The sequence below is a fragment of the Agromyces sp. NPDC055661 genome (assembly GCF_053618135.1).
Genome location: NZ_JBSHHC010000001.1, coordinates 1,292,257 through 1,309,816, shown reverse-complemented (window position 1 = coordinate 1,309,816; position 17,560 = coordinate 1,292,257). Strand labels below are relative to the sequence as shown.

Below are 17,560 nucleotides of genomic sequence, written 5' to 3'. Positions count from 1 at the left end.
CCCATCGTGGCACCTGTGAACCGGAGAACACTCGTCTGTTAGCGTGAGGTTCCTTGGGGGTGCCTATGTCCGACGAACTCGACCAGCTCGGCGTCGAGGAGACCGAGGTGCGCCGCGACTCCGCCGGCCGCAACGTGGTCATCGCCGTCATCGGACTCGTGCTGCTCGTCGCGGCGCTCATCCCGCTCACCTACGGCGCGATCTGGGTCGGTTCGGTCGTGTACGCGGGCGTCGTCGCCTTCTTCACGGGCGGTCCTGCGCCCGAGCCGCCGCTCCCCGTCACCTAGGCCGCGGAGGTCCCCGACCGCTCCGTCGGAACGGCGGGAATAGGCTGGACGCATGGCGCGCGAGGTCTCCGAACTGTTCGATGCGAGCGAGTGGACGGATGCCGCACCCGGCGTCCCCGGCGGGCGACCCGAGGGCTTCACCGACATCACGTACCACCACTCGAACGACGGGCGCATCGCCCGCGTCGCGTTCGACCGGCCCGAGGTGCGCAACGCGTTCCGGCCGCACACCGTCGACGAGCTGTTCCGCGCGCTCGAGGACGCCCGCACGAATCCCCGCATCGGCGTGGTGCTGCTCACGGGCAACGGCCCGAGCCCGAAGGACGGCGGCTGGGCGTTCTGCTCGGGCGGCGACCAGCGCATCCGCGGACGCGACGGGTACAAGTACGAGGAACCCGACGCCGACGCACAGCCGCACACCACTCGCGACCCATCCGCCTCGGCGCTCGGCCGACTGCACATCCTCGAGGTGCAGCGGCTCATCCGCTTCATGCCGAAGGTCGTCATCGCGGTGGTGCCCGGTTGGGCGGCCGGCGGCGGGCATTCGCTGCACGTCGTCTGCGACCTCACGATCGCGAGCCGCGAGCACGGCCGGTTCAAGCAGACGGATGCCGACGTCGGCTCGTTCGACGCCGGGTACGGCTCCGCGTACTTCGCCCGCCAGATCGGGCAGAAGTTCGCCCGCGAGGTGTTCTTCCTGGCCGAGGAGTACTCGGCACAGCGGGCCTACGAGATGGGCGCCGTGAACCGGGTCGTGCCGCACGCCGACCTCGAGCGCGAGGCGCTTGCGATGGCGCGCACGATCCTCACGAAGTCGCCGACGGCGATCCGCATGCTGAAGTTCGCGTTCAACGCCGTCGACGACGGCATGGTCGGACAACAGGTGTTCGCCGGAGAGGCCACGCGGCTCGCATACGGCACCGACGAGGCGGTCGAGGGCCGCGATGCGTTCCTGCAGAAGCGCGATCCCGACTGGGGTCCGTACCCCTGGCACTACTGAGGCAGCGATGAAGCCCCTGATCCGGGTTCCGGCGTCCGATGTGACTGCGGTCGCGGACGCGCTCCGCGCCGCGCTCGTGGGCGGCCCGGCGGTCTGGCCGGTCGCCACTCCGCTGGTCGAGACGCGGCCTTCGGTCGCTCCTCAACCCGCCGACCCCACCTGGCTCGTCGACGACCACATCGCCCTCGTGGTCGAGACGAGCGGCTCTACGGATGCCCCGAAGCGCGTGCTGCTCTCGGCCGACGCCCTCCGCGCGAGCGCCACGGCGACGGAGGCCGCGCTCCACGGTCCGGGGCAGTGGCTGCTTGCGCTCCCGCTGCACTACATCGCGGGCGCGCAGGTGCTCGTCCGCTCGATCGTGGCCGGCACCGAGCCCGTGCTGCTCGACGGCGAGCACTTCGACCCGGCTGAGTTCGTCGCGGCATCCGCTCGCCTCGACCAGCGGTACCCGCGGTACACGTCGCTCGTGCCCGTGCAGCTGCAGCGGCTCGTCGATGCGGCGCACAGCGACCCGAAGGTGGCCGACGCGCTGCACGTGTTCGACCGCATCCTGCTCGGCGGACAGGCCGCGTCGCCGAGCCTGACCCTCGCCGCCGACACGCTCGGCGTGCGCATCACGCGCACCTACGGCTCGAGCGAGACCGCGGGCGGATGCGTCTACGACGGCCGTGCACTCGACGGGGTCGCCATCCGGATCGTCGGCGACCCTTCGACGGGCTCAGGGCACCGCCCTTCGACGGGCTCAGGGCGCGGCCCTTCGACGGGCTCAGGGCGCGGCCCTTCGACGGGCTCAGGGACCGGCGCCGTGGAGCTGTCGGGCGCGATGCTCGCCGACGGCTACCTCGGCGACCCCGAGCGCACGGCAGCGGCCTTCGCGACCGACGCCGACGGCATGCGCTGGTACCGCACGGGCGACCTCGGGGAGCTCACGCACGACGGCACGCTCCGCATCCGCGGCCGCGCCGACGACGTGATCATATCGGGCGGCGTCAAGGTCTCCCTCGGCGACGTCGAGCGCGCGGTGCGCGCGGTCCCGGGGTTCGCCGACGCGGTCGCGCTGCGCGTGCCCGATCGCGAGTGGGGCGAGCGCGCGGCGGTGGTGGCGACGCGCACGGATGCCGCCGCGGCATCCGCCGGGCTCGAGACCCTTGCGGCGGCGACCGATGCCGCCCGCCTGCCGCCGGCCGCCCGGCCCGTGCGCCTCGAGCTCGTGGACGCGCTGCCGCTGCTCGCGTCGGGCAAGCCCGACCGCCGCGCCCTCGAGGCGAGGATGCGCGGCGGCGCGGCCGAGTAGCTCACGCGACGGGCGCGGGCTCCACGGACTCGGGATCGACGTCGGCCTCGGCGAGGCGGCGGGCCTCCTCGAGGTGCGCCTGCACGCGACGGCGACTCGGCAGCAGCAGGCTTGCCAGCGCCGCGATCGCGAACCCCGCGACGGACACCCAGACCGACGCCTGCAGCGCGGTGAGCACGTGCTCGCGGCTCAAGTCGTCGCCGATCACGGTGAAGAACACGGTGGTCGAGATCGCGACCCCCGCTGCCGCGCCGAGTTGCTGGAACGTGCTGTAGGCGCCGGATGCCGCGCCGGCGTCGGCCACCGGCACCGTCGCGAGCGCGACGTCGACGAGCGGGATGATGAGGAGTGCCAGCCCCAGGCCCGACAGGAGCATGGGCCAGACGGCCGCCCAGCCGGTGAAGTCGGCGCCGGTCTCGGCGACCACCGCGAAGACCCACAGCACGCCGATGGCGAGGATGACGGAGCCCGCGGTGACGAGGTACTTGCCCACTCGTCCGACGATCGGGATCACGACGCCGGTGCCCACGAGCGCGCCGAGGCTGAACGCCAGGAGGTTGAGGCCCGCGGTGAGGGCGTCGAAGCCGAGTCCGACCTGCAGGTAGATGATGAATGGCAGCGTGAACGCGTTGAGCGACCCCTGGAACGCGGCCTGCGTCACGATGCCCGCCGAGAAGCCGCGGTCGGCGAACAGGGGCATGGGCAGCAGCGCGGAGCCGTCGCGGCGCATGCGGCGGCGCTCGTAGAGCACGAACACGCCGAGCAGCACCAGGCCCGCGGCGACGGGCCACCACAGCCAGGCCGGCCAGCCGAGCGACTGGCCCTCGACGAGCGGCACCATGAACGCGAGCACGACGGCGCTCAGCAGCCCGACGCCGACGAGGTCGAGGCGCATCGGGCGCGGCGAGCGCGTCTCGGGCACGAACCGGCCGGCGAGCACGAAGATCACGATGCCCACGGGGATGTTGATGAGGAACACCGTGCGCCAGCCGAGGCCCCACAGATCGGCGTCGACGAGCCAGCCGCCGAGCACCGGACCGAGGACCGCGGCGAGGCCGCTGACGCCGCCGATGAGGCCGTACATGGGCGCACGCTCCTTCGGCGAGAACAGCGCCTGCACCGAGGCGAGCAGCTGCGGCACCATGAGCGCGGCGAAGAGTCCCTGCGCGATGCGGGTGACGACGAGCGCGTCGCCCGACCAGGCGAAGGCCGCGGCCGCCGAGGCGAGCGTGAAGCCGGCCACGCCGACGAGGAAGATGCGGCGACGGCCGAACAGGTCGCCCAGGCGGCCGCCGGTGATGAGCGCGACGGCGAAGGCGAGCATGTAGCCGCTCACGATCCATTCGAGCTGCGCCTCGGATGCCCCGAGGTCGGCGCCGATCGAGGGCAGCGCCACCTGCACGATCGTGACGTCGAGGAGGTCCATGAACGAGGCGAAGAGGAGGATGCCGATGGCGAGGCCTCGGCGTGGGGTGGTGGCCATGCTCGTCGTCCTTTCGTATGCTGAAGTTGCTTCCATTGCGGGATAGTCCCGATATGGGATAATCCCATAACGGGAACGATAAGGGAGTCGGAGCGCAGATGTCAAGCAAGGCGGAGGTCACCGGGCGTATCGCGGGACTCATGCAGCTCGTGATCGCCTCGTCCGTGATGACGAACGAGCGCATCGCGCGCTCGCTGGGGCTCAACGTGGTCGACTTCCAGGCGTTCGGCTACATCGCCCGCAACGGCGCGCCGATGACCGCCGGCGAGGTGAGCCAGCAGACCGAGCTGCCGACGAGCACGACGACCCGGGTGCTCGACCGGCTCGAGCAGCGGGGGTTCATCGAGCGCACGACCGATCCGAACGACCGGCGGCGCGTCGTGGTGCGCGCCCGGCCCGAGGCGATGGCCGGCGCCGGCGAGGGCGGCGAGGACGACCCGTACCGGGGCATCCTCGACGGGATGAACCGCGTGCACGAGCAATTCACGGTCGCGGAGCTCGAGGTGGTGGCGCGCTACCTCGAGGCCGTGAAGGACGTGCGCTGACCGACGACCGGGATGGATCCGCCTTCCGGCGGGCGCTCCGCGACGAGCGGCGAAGACAGAGCGTCGCGAACTAGCATGGCGGTGTGGCACGCCCGAAACCCCAGCGAGTGAACCCCGACGACGTCCGCGCCCGCAGCTACGGGAAGTCGGGCAATCCGGCGAGAGCGGGCTCCGGCCCGCGCGCCCCGCGCGGCCCCGCGACCGCCGCCGACTGGGCGGCCGGCGCACGCCTGCGCACGCTGCCGCTCGCGATCGCGCCGGTCGCGCTTGGCACCGGAGCCGGTGTCGTGGCCATCGCCGACGGCCCGTGGCATCCGGCCCGCGCCCTGCTCGCGCTCGTCGTCGCTCTGGCCCTGCAGATCGCGGTGAACTTCGCCAACGACTACTCCGACGGCATCCGCGGCACCGACGACCACCGCGTCGGACCCGCGCGACTCACGGGCTCGGGCGCGGCGAAGCCCAAGCAGGTGCTCGCCGTGTCGCTGAGCTTCTTCGCGCTCGCGGCGCTGGCGGGCCTCGCGCTCGTGATCGTGACGCAGCAGTGGTGGCTGCTCGCGGTCGGTGCCGTCGCGATCGTCGCCGCGTGGTTCTACACGGGTGGGAAGCATCCGTACGGCTACTACGGCCTCGGCGAGCTGTTCGTCTTCGTGTTCTTCGGCCTCGTCGCCACCGCCGGGTCGGCCTACGTGCAGGCGCTCACGGTCAACCTCGAGGCATGGCTCGGCGGCGTCGGCGCGGGGCTGCTCGCCTGCGCGGTGCTCATGGCCAACAACCTCCGCGACGTGGCGCAGGACAAGGCCGCCCGCAAGCGCACGCTCGCGGTCCTCGTGGGGCCGAGCGCCGGCCGGATCCTGTTCGCCGTGTTCATGCTCGTGCCGTTCGCGTTCGTCGTGTTCTTCGCGCTGCTCTACCCGACGGCGTGGCTCGTGATGTTCGCGCTGCTGCTCGCGATCCCCGCGTGCATCATCGTGCTCTGGTCGAAGACGACCCGCGAGCTGCTGCTGGCGCTGCAGCTCGCGAGCTTCACCGCGCTCGCGTACGGCGTGGGGCTGGGGCTGGCGTTCGCGTTCTGAGCGGGCGCTCCTCAACCCGCGGAGGCGGCCGGACGCTCCTCGTCGCTGGGGGTTGACTCGGCGGCGTCGACCGCTGCGTCCTCCTCCTCGTCGTCGACGCGCACCGCGGGCTTCTCGCGATGGCGGGCGGCGTAGAGGTCGCCCGCGATCTCCTCGCGCTGGCGGCGCAGGAAGAGGAGCGAGGCGCTGAGCCCGAACAGGGCGGCGACGGCCGCGGACACCCACGGATTCACGCCGGCGATGAGCAGCACGGCGAGCGGGACCGCGAAGAGCAGGACGCGCAGCGCGGTGTACCAGATCCAGGTGGGCACGGATTTCACCATGACAGTGTAGGTCGACGCTCCCTGAGCGCTCTCACAGCCCTAACGGGCCGCGACGCGCCTAGACTGTGAGAATGGCCCGGCTGCTCTTCGGACTCGGCGTCGCCGCCGTGATCTTCACGATCTACGCCGTCGCCGACTGCGCGTTCTTCGACCGGACGCGCATCCGCGGACTGCGCCGCGGATGGTGGATCGTCGTGATCCTCTTCGTGCCCATCATCGGGCCGCTGCTGTGGTTCATCATCGGCCGCGGGCGGGCCAACCGCGTCGGCTCCGCACGGGGTCGCACGCTGGCGCCCGACGACGACGCCGAGTTCCTCCGTCAGCTCCGCGCCGACGCCGCGCAGGACGAGCGCATCCGCCGCCTCGAGCAGGAGCTCGCCGACCTCGACGACGACGACCCCGCGAAACCGTCCAAGCCCGGCCGCTCGCAGGGTCGTGCCGCCGGCGAGGTCTCGTCCGACGGGTTCGACACGGGTGGCGACACCCTCGGCACCGAGCGCAAGCGACCCGACGCCCCTGACGCGCCCGGCGAGGCAGGCCCCTCCGGGCGCCCGAATGGGTGATGCGGAGCCCCGACCGGTCGTGACCCGGCGGAGCCCCGCGAGCGATGCCGCGACGGCGCTCCTCGGCGCGCTCGTGCGCGAGGGCGTTCGCGACGTGGTCGTGGCGCCGGGCTCCCGCTCGCAGGCGCTCGCCCTCGCGGCGGCGGAGCTCGAACGCGTCGGCGCGATCCGCCTGCACGTGCGCATCGACGAGCGGGGCGCGGGCTTCCTGGCGCTCGGCACGGCCGTCGAGTCCGGCCGTCCGGCGGTGGTCGTGACCACGTCGGGCACCGCCGTCGCGAACCTGCACCCCGCCGTGCTCGAGGCGCACCACGCCGGCGTGCCCCTCATCGTGTGCTCCGCCGACCGCCCGGTGGAGCTCCGCGGCATCCGCTCGAACCAGACGACCGTGCAGCCGGGCATCTTCGCCGGCGCCGTGCGGCTCGAGCGCGACGTCGCCGCGCCCGACGGCGGTGCCGGCGAAGCGGATGCCGCGTCGCGCCTCGCCCGCGAGGCCGTCGACGCGGCGCTCGGTCGCGACGCCTCTGGCGATCCCGTGCCGCACCCCGGCCCGGGTCCGGTGCACCTCAACCTCCAGTACCGGGAGCCGCTGTCGGCCGTGGTCGGCCTCGACGAACCGCCGCGGGCGAGTGCGCGGGGCGAGCGGGCGGTGCTCGACGCCGAGGGCGCGAGCGGGGCGGCATCCGCCGACGCGACCGTCATCGAGGCCGGACCGCGCACGCTCGTCGTCGCCGGCGCGGACGCCGGCCCGATCGCCGAGGAGTTCGCGCGCGCGGGCGGCTGGCCGCTCGTCGCCGAGGTCACGAGCGGTGCGCACTTCGGTCCGAACCTCGTCGTCGCCTACCGCGAGCTGCTGCACGAGCCCGGATTCGGCGACGCCGTCGAGCGCGTCGTGGTGTTCGGGCATCCGACGCTCTCCCGCGAGGTGCCGGCGCTCGTGCAGCGCGACGGCGTCGAGGCGATCGTCGTGGCGCCGTGGGGGAGCGAGTGGTACAACCCCGGGCACAAGGTGCGCCGCTTCGAGCGCGCGGTGCGCGCGGCCGATCACGCCCAGACGCCCGAGGAGCGCGCGTGGACCGGCCGCTGGGTGCGGGCGAGCCGCATGCTCGTCGACGAGGGGATGCCGGCCGTGGCATCCGTGCGCGACGGCATCGACGAGACCGGGCACGTGTCGGACTTCGCCGCGCAGCGCGAGTACATGCGCGCGCAGCTCGCGGTCGTGCGTGCCCCGGTGACCCGGCGGATGCTCGTCGATGCGCTGTGGGCTGCGACGTGGCCCCACGACCGGCTCGTGTTCGGGGCGTCCAGGCTCATCCGCGACGCCGACCGAGCTGTGCCCGGCCGGCGCATCACGGTGCATGCGAACCGCGGCCTCGCGGGCATCGACGGCACGGTGGCCACGGCGCTCGGCATCGCGATCGCGAGCCAGACGCCGAACCCGGGCTCCTCAACGAGCGGAACAGGGGTCACGCGCGCCCTCATCGGCGACCTCACGCTGCTGCACGATGTCGGGTCGCTGCTGCTCGGGCAGGGCGAGCAGCGTCCGCGCATCCAGGTGATCGTGGGCAACGACGGCGGCGGCACGATCTTCGACGCGCTCGAGGTCGCCGGTTCGGCCCCGCCCGAGGCGTTCGACCGGGTGCAGTTCACGCCGCAGCAGGTCGACTTCTCCGCGCTCGCCGCGGCCTACGGCTGGGGCTACGTCCGCGTCACGACGCGCGGTGAGCTCGACGAGGCGCTCACGGGTCGGATCGACGGGCCGCAGCTCGTCGAGGTGCCGCTCGAGCGCTGACGTTGCGCGCGATCGACCCGTGCCGCCGCAGCACCTGCGCGCGTCATCGGACCCCGAAACGGACGCGGTCCTACGTTTAGACAAGTTTGCGCAGTCAAGTTTGATCATGCTAATTTGCACTAGCCATCAACGACGAACGGCACGAAGGGACCAGATCGACATGGCAGTCATCCTTGGAATCACGTCGCGGCGGTTCGCCGGCGCGGCCGCTGCACTCGCCGCGATCGTGGCGCTGGGCGGTTGTGCGGCTTCGGCCGACGCATCCGACGTCGCCGCCGACGCGGACGTCCTGGTCGACGACGCGACCTGCGAGCGCAACCGCGACGTCGGAACCATCACGTACATCTCCGGCTACGGCTACTCGGCGAGCGCCGGGCAGCTCGATGTCTTCCTCGCCGATGAGCTCGGCTACTTCGACGCGCTGTGCCTCGACGTCGAGATCAACGCCTCCGGTGCCAACGGCCAGCAGCTCGTCGCCTCGGGCCAGGCGCAGTTCACCGCGCTCGGCTCCGCCTCCGACGTGATGCTCGCCGCGGCGAACAGCAAGAACCTCACGGCCATCGCGACGTACGGCACGACCTCGCCGTTCTCGATCTTCGCGAACGAGAGCATCTCGAGCCTCAAGGACCTCGAAGGCAAGAAGCTCGGGTACTTCATCAACCTCACGCCGGTGGCCTCGGCGATGCTCGATGCGGCAGGGGTCGATGTCTCGAAGGTCGAGCTCGTCAAGATGACGAACTACGACCCCACCGTCGTCACGCGGGGCCAAGTCGACGCGATCGTCGGATACGCCTCGAACCAGCCCGAGAAGCTGAAGTCGCTCGGCCTGCCGTTCAACGAGTTCCTCCCGGCCGAGTACGACGTCGGCGGCACCTACAACGTCATGGAGGTCAACTCCGCGTTCCTCGAAGAGCACCGCGAGGTCGCGTCCGACTTCATGCGCGCGAGCCTGAAGGCGCTCGAGTACTGCCTCGCCGAGGAAGCCGAGTGCGTCGACCTGATCAGCGAACTCGCCGAGCGGAACAACCAGGGCTCCGCGTTCCCGAAGGACCAGCAGGCCCGAACCTGGGCCGTCGAGTCGAACTGGGTCCGCGACAGCGCCACCGGGAGCCCCGGCGTGCAATCGGTCGACGCCTGGCAGTCCGAGTACGACCTCGTGAAGGAGTATGGCGGCATCGACGACCTGCCCGAGCTCGCGAGCATGATGGACACCGAACTCGTCCTGGCACTGTACGACGGCGACGCCCTGATCTGGCCCGGCGAATGAGCACTGCAGCCATGATCACGCGGGACGCGCCTGCGCACGCGGGCGTGCGGGTCGCGAACGTGTCGAAGTCCTTCGGTACCGACGCCGGTCGAGTGAAGGTGCTCGACGACGTGAGCCTCACGATCGGCATGGGCGAGTTCGTCTCGGTCATCGGTCCGAGCGGCTGCGGCAAGTCCACGCTGCTCAAGGTCGTCGCCGGGCTCGTCGAGGCGGACGCAGGCAGGGTGACGGTCGACGGCGCGACGGTGCAGTCCGCCGCGAGCGACAAGCTCATCGGCCTCGTACCGCAATCGCCGGCGCTCCTGCCCTGGCGCACCGTGCTCGACAACGTTCGGCTGCCGCTCACCGTGAACCGCGGCGCGAACCGCGGGCGATCGATTCGCGACGCGAAGGAACTGCTCACGTCGTTCGGCCTCGGGCACGCGCTCGACAAGTACCCCGGCCAGCTTTCGGGCGGCATGCAGCAGCGAGCGGCCATCGCACGTGCGTTCGTGTTCGACCCGAGCATCATGCTCATGGACGAGCCGTTCTCGGCGCTCGACGAGATGAATCGCGACCAGCAGCGCCTGGGCCTGCTCGAGTTCTGGCAGTCGAATCGCAAGGCCGTGCTGTTCGTCACGCACTCGGTGCCCGAAGCGATCATGCTGTCCGACCGGATCGTCGTCATGGCGGCGCATCCGGGTCGGATCGCGCGAGTGATCGACGTGAACCTCCCGAGGCCGCGGACCGAGGAGGCATATGCGACCGACGAGTTCCGCGATCTCGAAGGCGTCGTGCGATCGGCGCTGCACGCAGTGATGGAGCAGGCGAATGGCTGAGGCGAACCTGATGGGCGCGACCGCGACGGTCGCAGCGGTCGAACTGGCGGAGTCGGGCAGCAGGCATGCCGGCCGACGGCTGCCGAAGTGGGCGGACTGGCGCGTCTGGCTGCCGACCGCCGTGACCTTCGCGATCGCCGCCCTCCTCTGGCAGTTCGTCGCGATCACGAACCCGTACGTGATCCCGACGCTCGACGCGATCTGGGGGAGCCTCGCGTCCGACCCCGAGATGTACTGGACGAACTTCCTCGTGACCCTGCAGGAGGTGGTGATCGGGGCGGCGAGCGGCATCCTGGCTGGATTCCTGCTCGCGGTGGTCATGGCCGAGTTCCGCCTGATCGAGCGGGCGCTGATGCCGCTCGTCGTGGTCGTGATGGTGACGCCCATCGTCGCGATCGCGCCGGCGCTCGTGGTGGCCTTCGGCTTCGGCATGCTGCCGAAGTACATCGTCACGGCACTCGTCGTCTTCTTCCCGATGCTCGTGAACTCCCTCGCAGGCCTGCGAGACGTCGACGTCAAGGCGCTCGACGTGCTGCGGACGCTGCACGCGAGCAAGTGGGAGATCTTCCGTGACCTCCGGTTCCCGGGTTGCATGCCGTACGTGTTCGCCGGTCTTCGGATCGCGCTCCCGCTCGCCGTCGTCGGCGCGGCGGTCGCCGAGTTCGTCGCCGCGGGCCAGCAGGCAGGACTCGGGTCGCTCGTCACGACGTCGGCCGCACAGGCGAACCTCCCGGTGACGTGGGCGAGCATCTCGCTCCTCTGCGTGCTCGGCGTCCTGCTCGTCGCGCTCCTCGCGGTCGTGCGCAAGCGCGTCCTCTGGTGGAGCGACGGCGAGGTCGTGGCGCGCTGAGCATCCGGGTACGAAGCAGTGACTGCAGCTGAAAGGCATGAAGAAATGAAGCAACTCCGGTTCGGCCTGTTCGAGAACGCACAGGCGAACGACTCCGGAACGGCGACCTGGCGCCACCCCGACAACTCCCGCCACCTGTTCGACACGCTCGGGTACTGGCGTGACATCGCGGCGATCTGCGAGGAGGCGAAGCTCGACTTCCTCTTCCTCGCCGACGCGTGGGGCTGGGCCGACGTGAACGGCAGCCGGCCCGAGATCTGCTCGCTCGAAGGACTCGACCTCCCTCGACTCGACCCGGCGGTCGTGGCTGCCTCGCTGCTGCCGCAGACCGAGCACCTCGGCCTCGTGATGACGGGCTCGATCCTCACCGAGCAGCCGTACGCCTTCGCTCGCCGGATGGCGAGCCTGGATCAGCTCTCGGGAGGCCGGATCGGCTGGAACGTCGTCACGACCGGCACAGCCGAGACCGCCGTCGCGGCCTTCGGCATCCCCATGGTGGCCCACGACGAGCGGTACCGCATGGCCGACGACTTCATGGACGTCGTCTACAAGCTCTGGGAGGGCGCCTGGGAGCCCGACGCGCTCCAGAAGGACAAGGCCGGCGCATTCGCCGACCCGTCGAAGGTGCACCGCATCGCCCACGAGGGCCCCTACTTCCGTTCGCACGGCTACGGCAACACGGCGTACTCGCCGCAGGGCACGCCCGTACTGTTCCAAGCAGGCGCGTCGCCCGCCGGGCGCAGGTTCGGCGGCCGCCACGGCGAGGCGATCTTCATCGGCAGCGGTCCCGTCGAGCAGCTCGCCGAGCACACCAGGGCGATCCGAGCGGAGGCGGTGGCATCGGGTCGTCGCCCCGACGCGGTCAAGGTCATGTCGGCGTTCGCCTGCGTGATCGGAAGCACGCAGGAAGATGCTCGGCGCAAGTACGAGCGGGTGCTCGACTCGCAGGACCCCGAGGTCGCCGTGGCGTCCTACGCCTGGTTCACCGGGCTCGACCTGTCGTCGTACGCACCGGACACGCCGATGACCGAGCTCCACACCGAGCTCTCGCAGACCCAGGTCGCGCGCTTCGCCGGGAAGACCGTCGGCGATGTGCTGAAGGACTGGCACGCGCACGGCGTCGGCGCACGGCCGGTCGTGGGCACCCCCGAGGAGATCGCCGACCGGATCTGCGATCTGGCCGAGGGCGCCGACCTCGACGGGTTCCTGCTGTCACCCGTGATCCAGCCCGGCTCGACGATCGACTTCGTCGAGCGCGTCCTGCCGATCCTGCGGGAGCGCGGCGTCGCCACCGATCGGTACGACGCACCGACGCTGCGCCAGCGACTCCTCGGATCCGAGGACGCGACGCTTCCCGAGGACCATCCGGCTGCGGCTCACCGGGCCGGCGCGGGCGCCGACGAGCGCGCGGCGTGAACAGGTACCCAGCGTGACCGTCTGCGTGGTCGGAAGCGTCAACCTCGACGTGATGGTGCGCGTCGAGCGGCTCCCCGAGCCGGGGGAGACCCTGCTCGGGGAGCCGCTCGGCCGGTTCCCCGGCGGCAAGGGCTTCAATCAGGCGATCGCCGCTCGCCGGGCCGGCGCCCGGACGCGGTTCTGCGGCGCCGTCGGCGATGACGCGGACGGTCGGTGGCTGCGGGACGTCGCCCTGGCCGCGGGGATCGACGTGCACCACCTCGCCGTCGCCCCCGAGGCGCCCTCGGGCCTCGCCCAGGTGTTCGCGCTGCCGCTCGGCGGCAACAGCATCGTCGTGTCCCCGGGGGCCAACGGGCTCCTGGGCCATCATGATGCGGCCTCCGCGGCCGAAGGCGCGGACGTGGTGCTGGTGCAACTCGAGATCCCCTCCGACGTCGCGGCAGCGGCGCTCGCCGCCGGGCGACGGTCGGGGGCCGTCACGATCCTGAACGCGGCTCCTGCGTCTCGGGAGGTGGGGGCGCTGCTCGACGACGTGGACATCCTCGTCGTCAACGAGACCGAGGAGCGCAGCCTCGGCGGCGCCGCGGACCTGCTGTCGCAGGGCGTGAGGGCGGTCGTGGTCACGCTCGGCGAAGCGGGATCGGTCATCCATCGGGCCGGTGACGAGCCACGCGAGGTCTCGGCATTCGCCGTTCGGGCGGTGGACACCACGGGTGCAGGCGATGCATTCTGCGGTGCGCTCGCCGCGAGCCTCGACGCGGGGCTCGATCTCGTCGACGCCGTGCGACGTGCCTCGGCGGCCGGCGCCATCGTCGCGACGGCGGTCGGTGCCCAGACCGAGCGGCTCTCGCCCCGGGAGATCGACCGGATGATCGGGGTCGCCTGACTCGGTCCCGGCGTGCGGGCGAACGGTGGCGGAAGGCTACGCCGGGTGCATCAAGCCGGCGCCGCTTCCGCCGAGTCGGCCGGGGCGGGCTCGCCCGTGAATCGGTACTCGCCGGCTCGGAGCCGTTCGACGAGCCCTCGAGCCCAGGCCTGCTCGCCGCGCAGGTGCGCCGTCGAGAGCTCGAAGATCTCTCGGACGTACTTCGGAGTCGTCTCGGATCGGGCGGTGTCCTCGATGTGGAAGCCGTTCGTCACGATGATCGCATCCGCCTTGTTGATGCGGTGCTCGAGGCCGGCGATGACCTCCTGACGGCTCAGGATGAACATGAACGAGGCGATCACCATGACCGCCGTCGTGTCGAATGCCTCGACGTCCCAGAGGGTGTCGCGCAGCATCCGCACGAGCTCGACCTCGCCCTCGGGCGTCATGCGGTAGGTCGTGCGCGCGGGCCGCTTGCCGGTCGCCTCGGTGCCGCTCTCGGCGACGTAGCCGTCCTGCTCCAGCGAACGCAACGCGTTGTAGATCGACCCGGGCTGGATGTTCGCCCACTCGTCCACGTGCCAGGTGAGCAGCTCGCGACGGAGGAAGTATCCGTGCACCGGCTGGAACTGGTGCACGGCGCCGAGCACGACCAATCGGGTGAGTGACGCCATGCCATTCATCGTAGGGCCCAACCGGCGGTTGAGGATCTTGTTTGCATGATCAAAGCCGCATAGACTAAACACAAATAGCCAAATTTGACTATAACGGAAGGAAGCGGAGATGAGCAGCCAACAGAGCGTGAACGTCGCACCCCCGCACTTCGAACTGCGCCGCGCATTCTCGGCGTTCCCGACGGGCGTCGTCGCCGTCTGCGCCCTTTCCGATGGGCGTCCGGTCGGAATGGCCGTGAACTCCTTCACGTCGATCTCCCTCGAGCCGCCGCTGGTCGCGGTCAGCGTGGCTCGTTCCTCGACGACGTGGCCGACCCTCGCAACCACTCGACGACTCGGCATGAGCGTCCTCGGTGCGGGCCACGAGGTGCTGTCCCGACGACTCTCGGCGCGGGACGTCGATCGCTTCGAAGGCACCCAGTGGCGAGCGGGCTCGGAAGGCGCGATCCTCATCGAGGGCGCGGCGCTGTGGCTCGAATGCTCGGTGCACTCCGTGTACGACGGGGGCGATCACGAGATCGTGCTCCTGGAGGTGCACGAGTCGGAGTTCTTCGCCGACGTGCCGCCGCTCGTCTTCCACCAGAGCCGATACCACGAGCTGAGCGGTGGTCGCTGACGGCGACGACGCTCGGTCCGCGGCAGCGCCCGGCCCCCGGCGTCGTGCGCCCGACCTGGTCGGCCGCATCGTCAGCGGGCACGGGCGGGGGAGGAGCCTGGGGTTCCCGACGGCGAACATCGCCGAGGACGGGGTCGGCCGAGAGGTCGCCGACGGCGTCTACTCCTGCTGGATCCGGCTCCTGCCCGACACCACCGTCTATGGAGCGACCATCAGCATCGGCGACAATCCGACGTTCGACGATGTCGTCGATCGCCGGGTTGAGGCCTTCGTGCACGACCTGGAGGCCGACCTCTACGGCCGGCGGGTCGATGTCTGGATCGTCCGGAGACTCCGTTCGATGACCCGGTACGGCTCCCTCGCCGAGCTCATCGAGCAGACCGCACGAGACGTCGCGCATTCGCGCGGCGTGCTCGCCGGGGAGGTGCCGCTCGACCGCTGACGTTCCGCGCACCCCCTTGCCGCGGCATCCGCCCGCTCGACAGGATGGACCTGCGCGTCGCCGCGTCGCGCGAAGGGAGCGTGACATGAGCCGCGAGTCGTTCTGGACCGAGGACCCGAAGCTGCTCCTGCGCGTGGAGCCGGGGTTCCAGCTGATCACCGCCCCGACGGACACGCATCCGGGCTTCGAGGGCAGGAAGGCGGGCGGCGTCACCGCCCTCGCCGAGGGCGCGCTCGTGCTCGCCGACCTCCAGGAGCGCCTCTACGCGAACCACCAGGCCACCGATGACGGTCGCCGGGTGCTGCTCGTGCTGCAGGCGATGGACACCGCCGGCAAGGGCGGCATCATCAAGCACGTGATGGGCTCGGTCGACCCGCAGGGCGTGCAGCTCGCGGCGTTCAAGAAGCCGACCGAGGAGGAGCTCGCGCACGACTTCCTCTGGCGCATCCGCAAGGAGGCGCCGCAGGCGGGCAAGATCGGCGTCTTCGACCGTTCGCACTACGAGGACGTGCTCATCGGGCGGGTGCGCGAGCTCGCGCCGCCCGAGGAGATCGAGCGGCGCTACGGCGCGATCAACGAGTTCGAAGCCGAGCTCGTCGACGAGGGCACGACGATCGTTAAGGTCATGCTGCACATCTCGGCGGCCGAGCAGAAGGTGCGCCTGCTCGATCGGCTCGACCGCCCCGAGAAGCAGTGGAAGTTCAACCCGGGCGACATCGAGGAGCGCATGCTCTGGCCGAAGTACCAGGATGCATACCAGGTGCTGTTCGACCGCACGTCGACGCCGATCGCGCCGTGGTACGTCGTGCCCGCCGACCGCAAGTGGTACGCGCGGCTCGCGGTGCAGCACCTGATCATCGACGCGCTGGAGGCGATGGACCTGCAGTGGCCGGGCGTCGAGTACGACGTCGAGGCGGAGAAGGCGCGGCTGCTGGCGGCGACGTGACGCCCGGGATCGTCAGCCGCCGAACGCCTCCACGATCGGGCGGAACTTCATGACCGTCTCGGCGAGCTCGTCGGCCGGCACGGAGTCGTGCACGATGCCGCAGCCCGCGTAGGCGGCCACGGTGCCGTCGGGCGCGACCTGGGCGCAGCGCAGCGCGATCGCCCACTCGCCGTCGCCGCCGCCGTCGATCCAGCCGACCGGGCCGGCGTAGCGGCCCCGGTCGAACCCCTCGAGCTCCGCGAGCACCTGCAGCGCGACGCGTCGCGGCGTTCCGGCGACCGCAGCGGTCGGATGCACCGCCTGCACGAGGTCGAGCGAGCTCGATCCGTCGCCCAGCGTGCCCTTGAGGTCGGTGGCGAGGTGCCAGAGGTTCGGCAGCTGGAGCGTGAACGGCTCGGGGCTGGTGTCGAGGCGGGCGGTGTGCGGCTCGAGGCGCTTCACGGCGCTCGCGACGGCGAGGGCGTGCTCGGCGAGGTCTTTGGCCGACGAGGCGAGCGCAGCGGCGCGTTCGCGATCGGATGCCTCGCCTGCGCCGCGCGCGGTCGTGCCGGCCAGTACGCGCGCCGAGACCGTGCCGTGGTCGACGCGCACGAGCGTCTCGGGGCTCGCGCCGATGAGGCCGTCGACCGCGTACACCCACGTGTCGGGGTAGTCCTCGGCGAGGCGGTTGATGGTCGCGCGCAGGCCGTCCTCCTCCTGCAGCTCGCCGAGGAGTTGGCGGGCGAGCACGACCTTCTCGAGGTCGCCCGCGTCGATGCGGCGCACGGCCTCGGCCACGGCGGCCTGGTACTGCTCGGGCGGCACCGCGCCCGGTGAGAACGTCACCCGGGGAACGCGACGCCTCGGCGCCGGCTCGGGGATCTGGAGCACGTCGGACGCCGCGGCATCCGCGGCCTCGTCATCGCCCGTCGCGAGCGCGATGCGGGTGACCCACGCGCGCCCCTCGCGGATGCCGAGCACGAGCTCGGGCACGACGAGCACGCTCGTCGACTCGGACTCGTCGGCGAACGCGAACGCGCCGAACGCGACGAGTCCCGTGCCGGGCAGGCCGACGCGGTCGTCGATGTCGGCGTCGGCGGCGAGCGACGTCCACGCGGCCGCGGCGTCGACCACCCGGTCGCTCCCGCTCGTCTCGATCCGCAGGGTCTCGCCGAGGCCGACGATGCCCTCACCGCGTCGCATCCAGAGCAGCGGATGCCGCGGGTCGGCCCGCTGGATCAGGGGGGCGAGCTCGTCGACGGGCTCGGTGCGGACGACGAGACGCGGTCGCGCGGCGTGCGACGCCGAGGCATCCGGGTGAGTCACC

At 71.3% G+C, this 17,560-nt stretch carries 19 protein-coding genes; 15 read left to right on the top strand and 4 right to left on the bottom strand.

What is annotated here, in order from left to right; all coding sequences use genetic code 11:
* Positions 1 to 65 precede the first annotated feature (65 nt).
* Genes ACWGO8_RS05965 through ACWGO8_RS05955 form a run of 3 tightly spaced genes read left to right on the top strand, consistent with a single transcriptional unit; the run spans position 66 to position 2,581 of the window.
* Positions 66 to 287 carry a hypothetical protein gene (locus tag ACWGO8_RS05965; RefSeq protein ID WP_452042187.1) on the top strand — a complete coding sequence of 74 codons (222 nt, stop codon included), beginning with the start codon at positions 66 to 68 and terminating at the stop codon, positions 285 to 287.
* 52 nt (positions 288 to 339) lie between these two features.
* Positions 340 to 1,287 carry a 1,4-dihydroxy-2-naphthoyl-CoA synthase gene (locus ACWGO8_RS05960; protein WP_452042186.1) on the top strand — a complete coding sequence of 316 codons (948 nt, stop codon included), beginning with the start codon at positions 340 to 342 and terminating at the stop codon, positions 1,285 to 1,287.
* Between the two features lie 7 nt (positions 1,288 to 1,294).
* A complete protein-coding gene (locus ACWGO8_RS05955; RefSeq protein ID WP_452042185.1) occupies positions 1,295 to 2,581 on the top strand; it encodes an AMP-binding protein in 1,287 nt (428 codons plus the stop codon).
* A gap of 1 nt (position 2,582) precedes the next feature.
* On the opposite strand, the gene ACWGO8_RS05950 is transcribed toward ACWGO8_RS05955, so the two are convergent.
* The gene (locus tag ACWGO8_RS05950; RefSeq protein ID WP_452042184.1) at positions 2,583 to 4,064 is read right to left on the bottom strand and encodes an MFS transporter; all 1,482 of its coding nucleotides are present in this window, start codon (positions 4,062 to 4,064) and stop codon (positions 2,583 to 2,585) included.
* 98 nt (positions 4,065 to 4,162) lie between these two features.
* Here ACWGO8_RS05950 and ACWGO8_RS05945 point away from each other — a divergent pair, with 98 nt between their 5' ends.
* Together ACWGO8_RS05945 and ACWGO8_RS05940 are read left to right on the top strand one after the other, a co-directional pair.
* Positions 4,163 to 4,609, top strand: coding sequence for a MarR family winged helix-turn-helix transcriptional regulator (locus ACWGO8_RS05945; RefSeq protein ID WP_452042183.1), 447 nt, complete (start codon positions 4,163 to 4,165; stop codon positions 4,607 to 4,609).
* Between the two features lie 83 nt (positions 4,610 to 4,692).
* Positions 4,693 to 5,682, top strand: coding sequence for a 1,4-dihydroxy-2-naphthoate polyprenyltransferase (locus tag ACWGO8_RS05940; protein WP_452042182.1), 990 nt, complete (start codon positions 4,693 to 4,695; stop codon positions 5,680 to 5,682).
* 11 nt (positions 5,683 to 5,693) lie between these two features.
* Here the strand turns inward: ACWGO8_RS05940 and ACWGO8_RS05935 are convergent, their stop codons facing one another.
* Entirely contained in the window at positions 5,694 to 6,002 is a 309-nt protein-coding gene (locus ACWGO8_RS05935) for a DUF4229 domain-containing protein (protein ID WP_452042181.1), read from the bottom strand.
* Between the two features lie 74 nt (positions 6,003 to 6,076).
* Here ACWGO8_RS05935 and ACWGO8_RS05930 point away from each other — a divergent pair, with 74 nt between their 5' ends.
* The 7 genes from ACWGO8_RS05930 (at position 6,077) to ACWGO8_RS05900 (ending at position 13,597) form a co-directional block, all read left to right on the top strand.
* Complete coding sequence (locus ACWGO8_RS05930; RefSeq protein WP_452042180.1) at positions 6,077 to 6,568, top strand: PLD nuclease N-terminal domain-containing protein; 492 nt, start codon at positions 6,077 to 6,079, stop codon at positions 6,566 to 6,568.
* Positions 6,561 to 8,360 (top strand): 2-succinyl-5-enolpyruvyl-6-hydroxy-3-cyclohexene-1-carboxylic-acid synthase, encoded by a 1,800-nt coding sequence (gene menD, locus ACWGO8_RS05925; protein ID WP_452042179.1) that lies wholly within the window; start codon positions 6,561 to 6,563, stop codon positions 8,358 to 8,360. The genes ACWGO8_RS05930 and menD overlap by 8 nt, the downstream gene beginning before the upstream one ends.
* Before the next feature lie 160 nt (positions 8,361 to 8,520).
* Entirely contained in the window at positions 8,521 to 9,627 is a 1,107-nt protein-coding gene (locus tag ACWGO8_RS05920; protein WP_452042178.1) for an ABC transporter substrate-binding protein, read from the top strand.
* Between the two features lie 11 nt (positions 9,628 to 9,638).
* Positions 9,639 to 10,445 (top strand): ABC transporter ATP-binding protein, encoded by an 807-nt coding sequence (locus ACWGO8_RS05915; protein ID WP_452042177.1) that lies wholly within the window; start codon positions 9,639 to 9,641, stop codon positions 10,443 to 10,445.
* Entirely contained in the window at positions 10,438 to 11,295 is an 858-nt protein-coding gene (locus ACWGO8_RS05910; RefSeq protein ID WP_452042176.1) for an ABC transporter permease, read from the top strand. Before ACWGO8_RS05915 ends, ACWGO8_RS05910 begins: the two co-directional genes overlap by 8 nt.
* 45 nt (positions 11,296 to 11,340) lie before the next feature.
* Positions 11,341 to 12,711, top strand: a complete 1,371-nt coding sequence (locus tag ACWGO8_RS05905; RefSeq protein ID WP_452042175.1) for an NtaA/DmoA family FMN-dependent monooxygenase — start codon at positions 11,341 to 11,343, stop codon at positions 12,709 to 12,711.
* 13 nt (positions 12,712 to 12,724) lie between these two features.
* Entirely contained in the window at positions 12,725 to 13,597 is an 873-nt protein-coding gene (locus tag ACWGO8_RS05900; RefSeq protein WP_452042174.1) for a ribokinase, read from the top strand.
* Positions 13,598 to 13,647: 50 nt separating this feature from the next.
* Here ACWGO8_RS05900 and ACWGO8_RS05895 read toward each other — a convergent pair whose 3' ends face one another.
* Positions 13,648 to 14,250 (bottom strand): PadR family transcriptional regulator, encoded by a 603-nt coding sequence (locus ACWGO8_RS05895; protein ID WP_452042173.1) that lies wholly within the window; start codon positions 14,248 to 14,250, stop codon positions 13,648 to 13,650.
* A 109-nt stretch (positions 14,251 to 14,359) separates the two neighbouring features.
* Here ACWGO8_RS05895 and ACWGO8_RS05890 point away from each other — a divergent pair, with 109 nt between their 5' ends.
* The 3 genes from ACWGO8_RS05890 (at position 14,360) to ACWGO8_RS05880 (ending at position 16,254) form a co-directional block, all read left to right on the top strand.
* Complete coding sequence (locus tag ACWGO8_RS05890) at positions 14,360 to 14,866, top strand: flavin reductase family protein (RefSeq protein ID WP_452042172.1); 507 nt, start codon at positions 14,360 to 14,362, stop codon at positions 14,864 to 14,866.
* Positions 14,856 to 15,308 carry a riboflavin kinase gene (locus tag ACWGO8_RS05885; protein WP_452042171.1) on the top strand — a complete coding sequence of 151 codons (453 nt, stop codon included), beginning with the start codon at positions 14,856 to 14,858 and terminating at the stop codon, positions 15,306 to 15,308. The genes ACWGO8_RS05890 and ACWGO8_RS05885 overlap by 11 nt, the downstream gene beginning before the upstream one ends.
* Before the next feature lie 85 nt (positions 15,309 to 15,393).
* The gene (locus ACWGO8_RS05880) at positions 15,394 to 16,254 is read left to right on the top strand and encodes a polyphosphate kinase 2 family protein (protein ID WP_452042170.1); all 861 of its coding nucleotides are present in this window, start codon (positions 15,394 to 15,396) and stop codon (positions 16,252 to 16,254) included.
* A gap of 12 nt (positions 16,255 to 16,266) precedes the next feature.
* Here ACWGO8_RS05880 and ACWGO8_RS05875 read toward each other — a convergent pair whose 3' ends face one another.
* Positions 16,267 to 17,559, bottom strand: a complete 1,293-nt coding sequence (locus tag ACWGO8_RS05875) for an isochorismate synthase (protein ID WP_452042169.1) — start codon at positions 17,557 to 17,559, stop codon at positions 16,267 to 16,269.
* Between the last annotated feature and the right edge of the window lies 1 nt (position 17,560).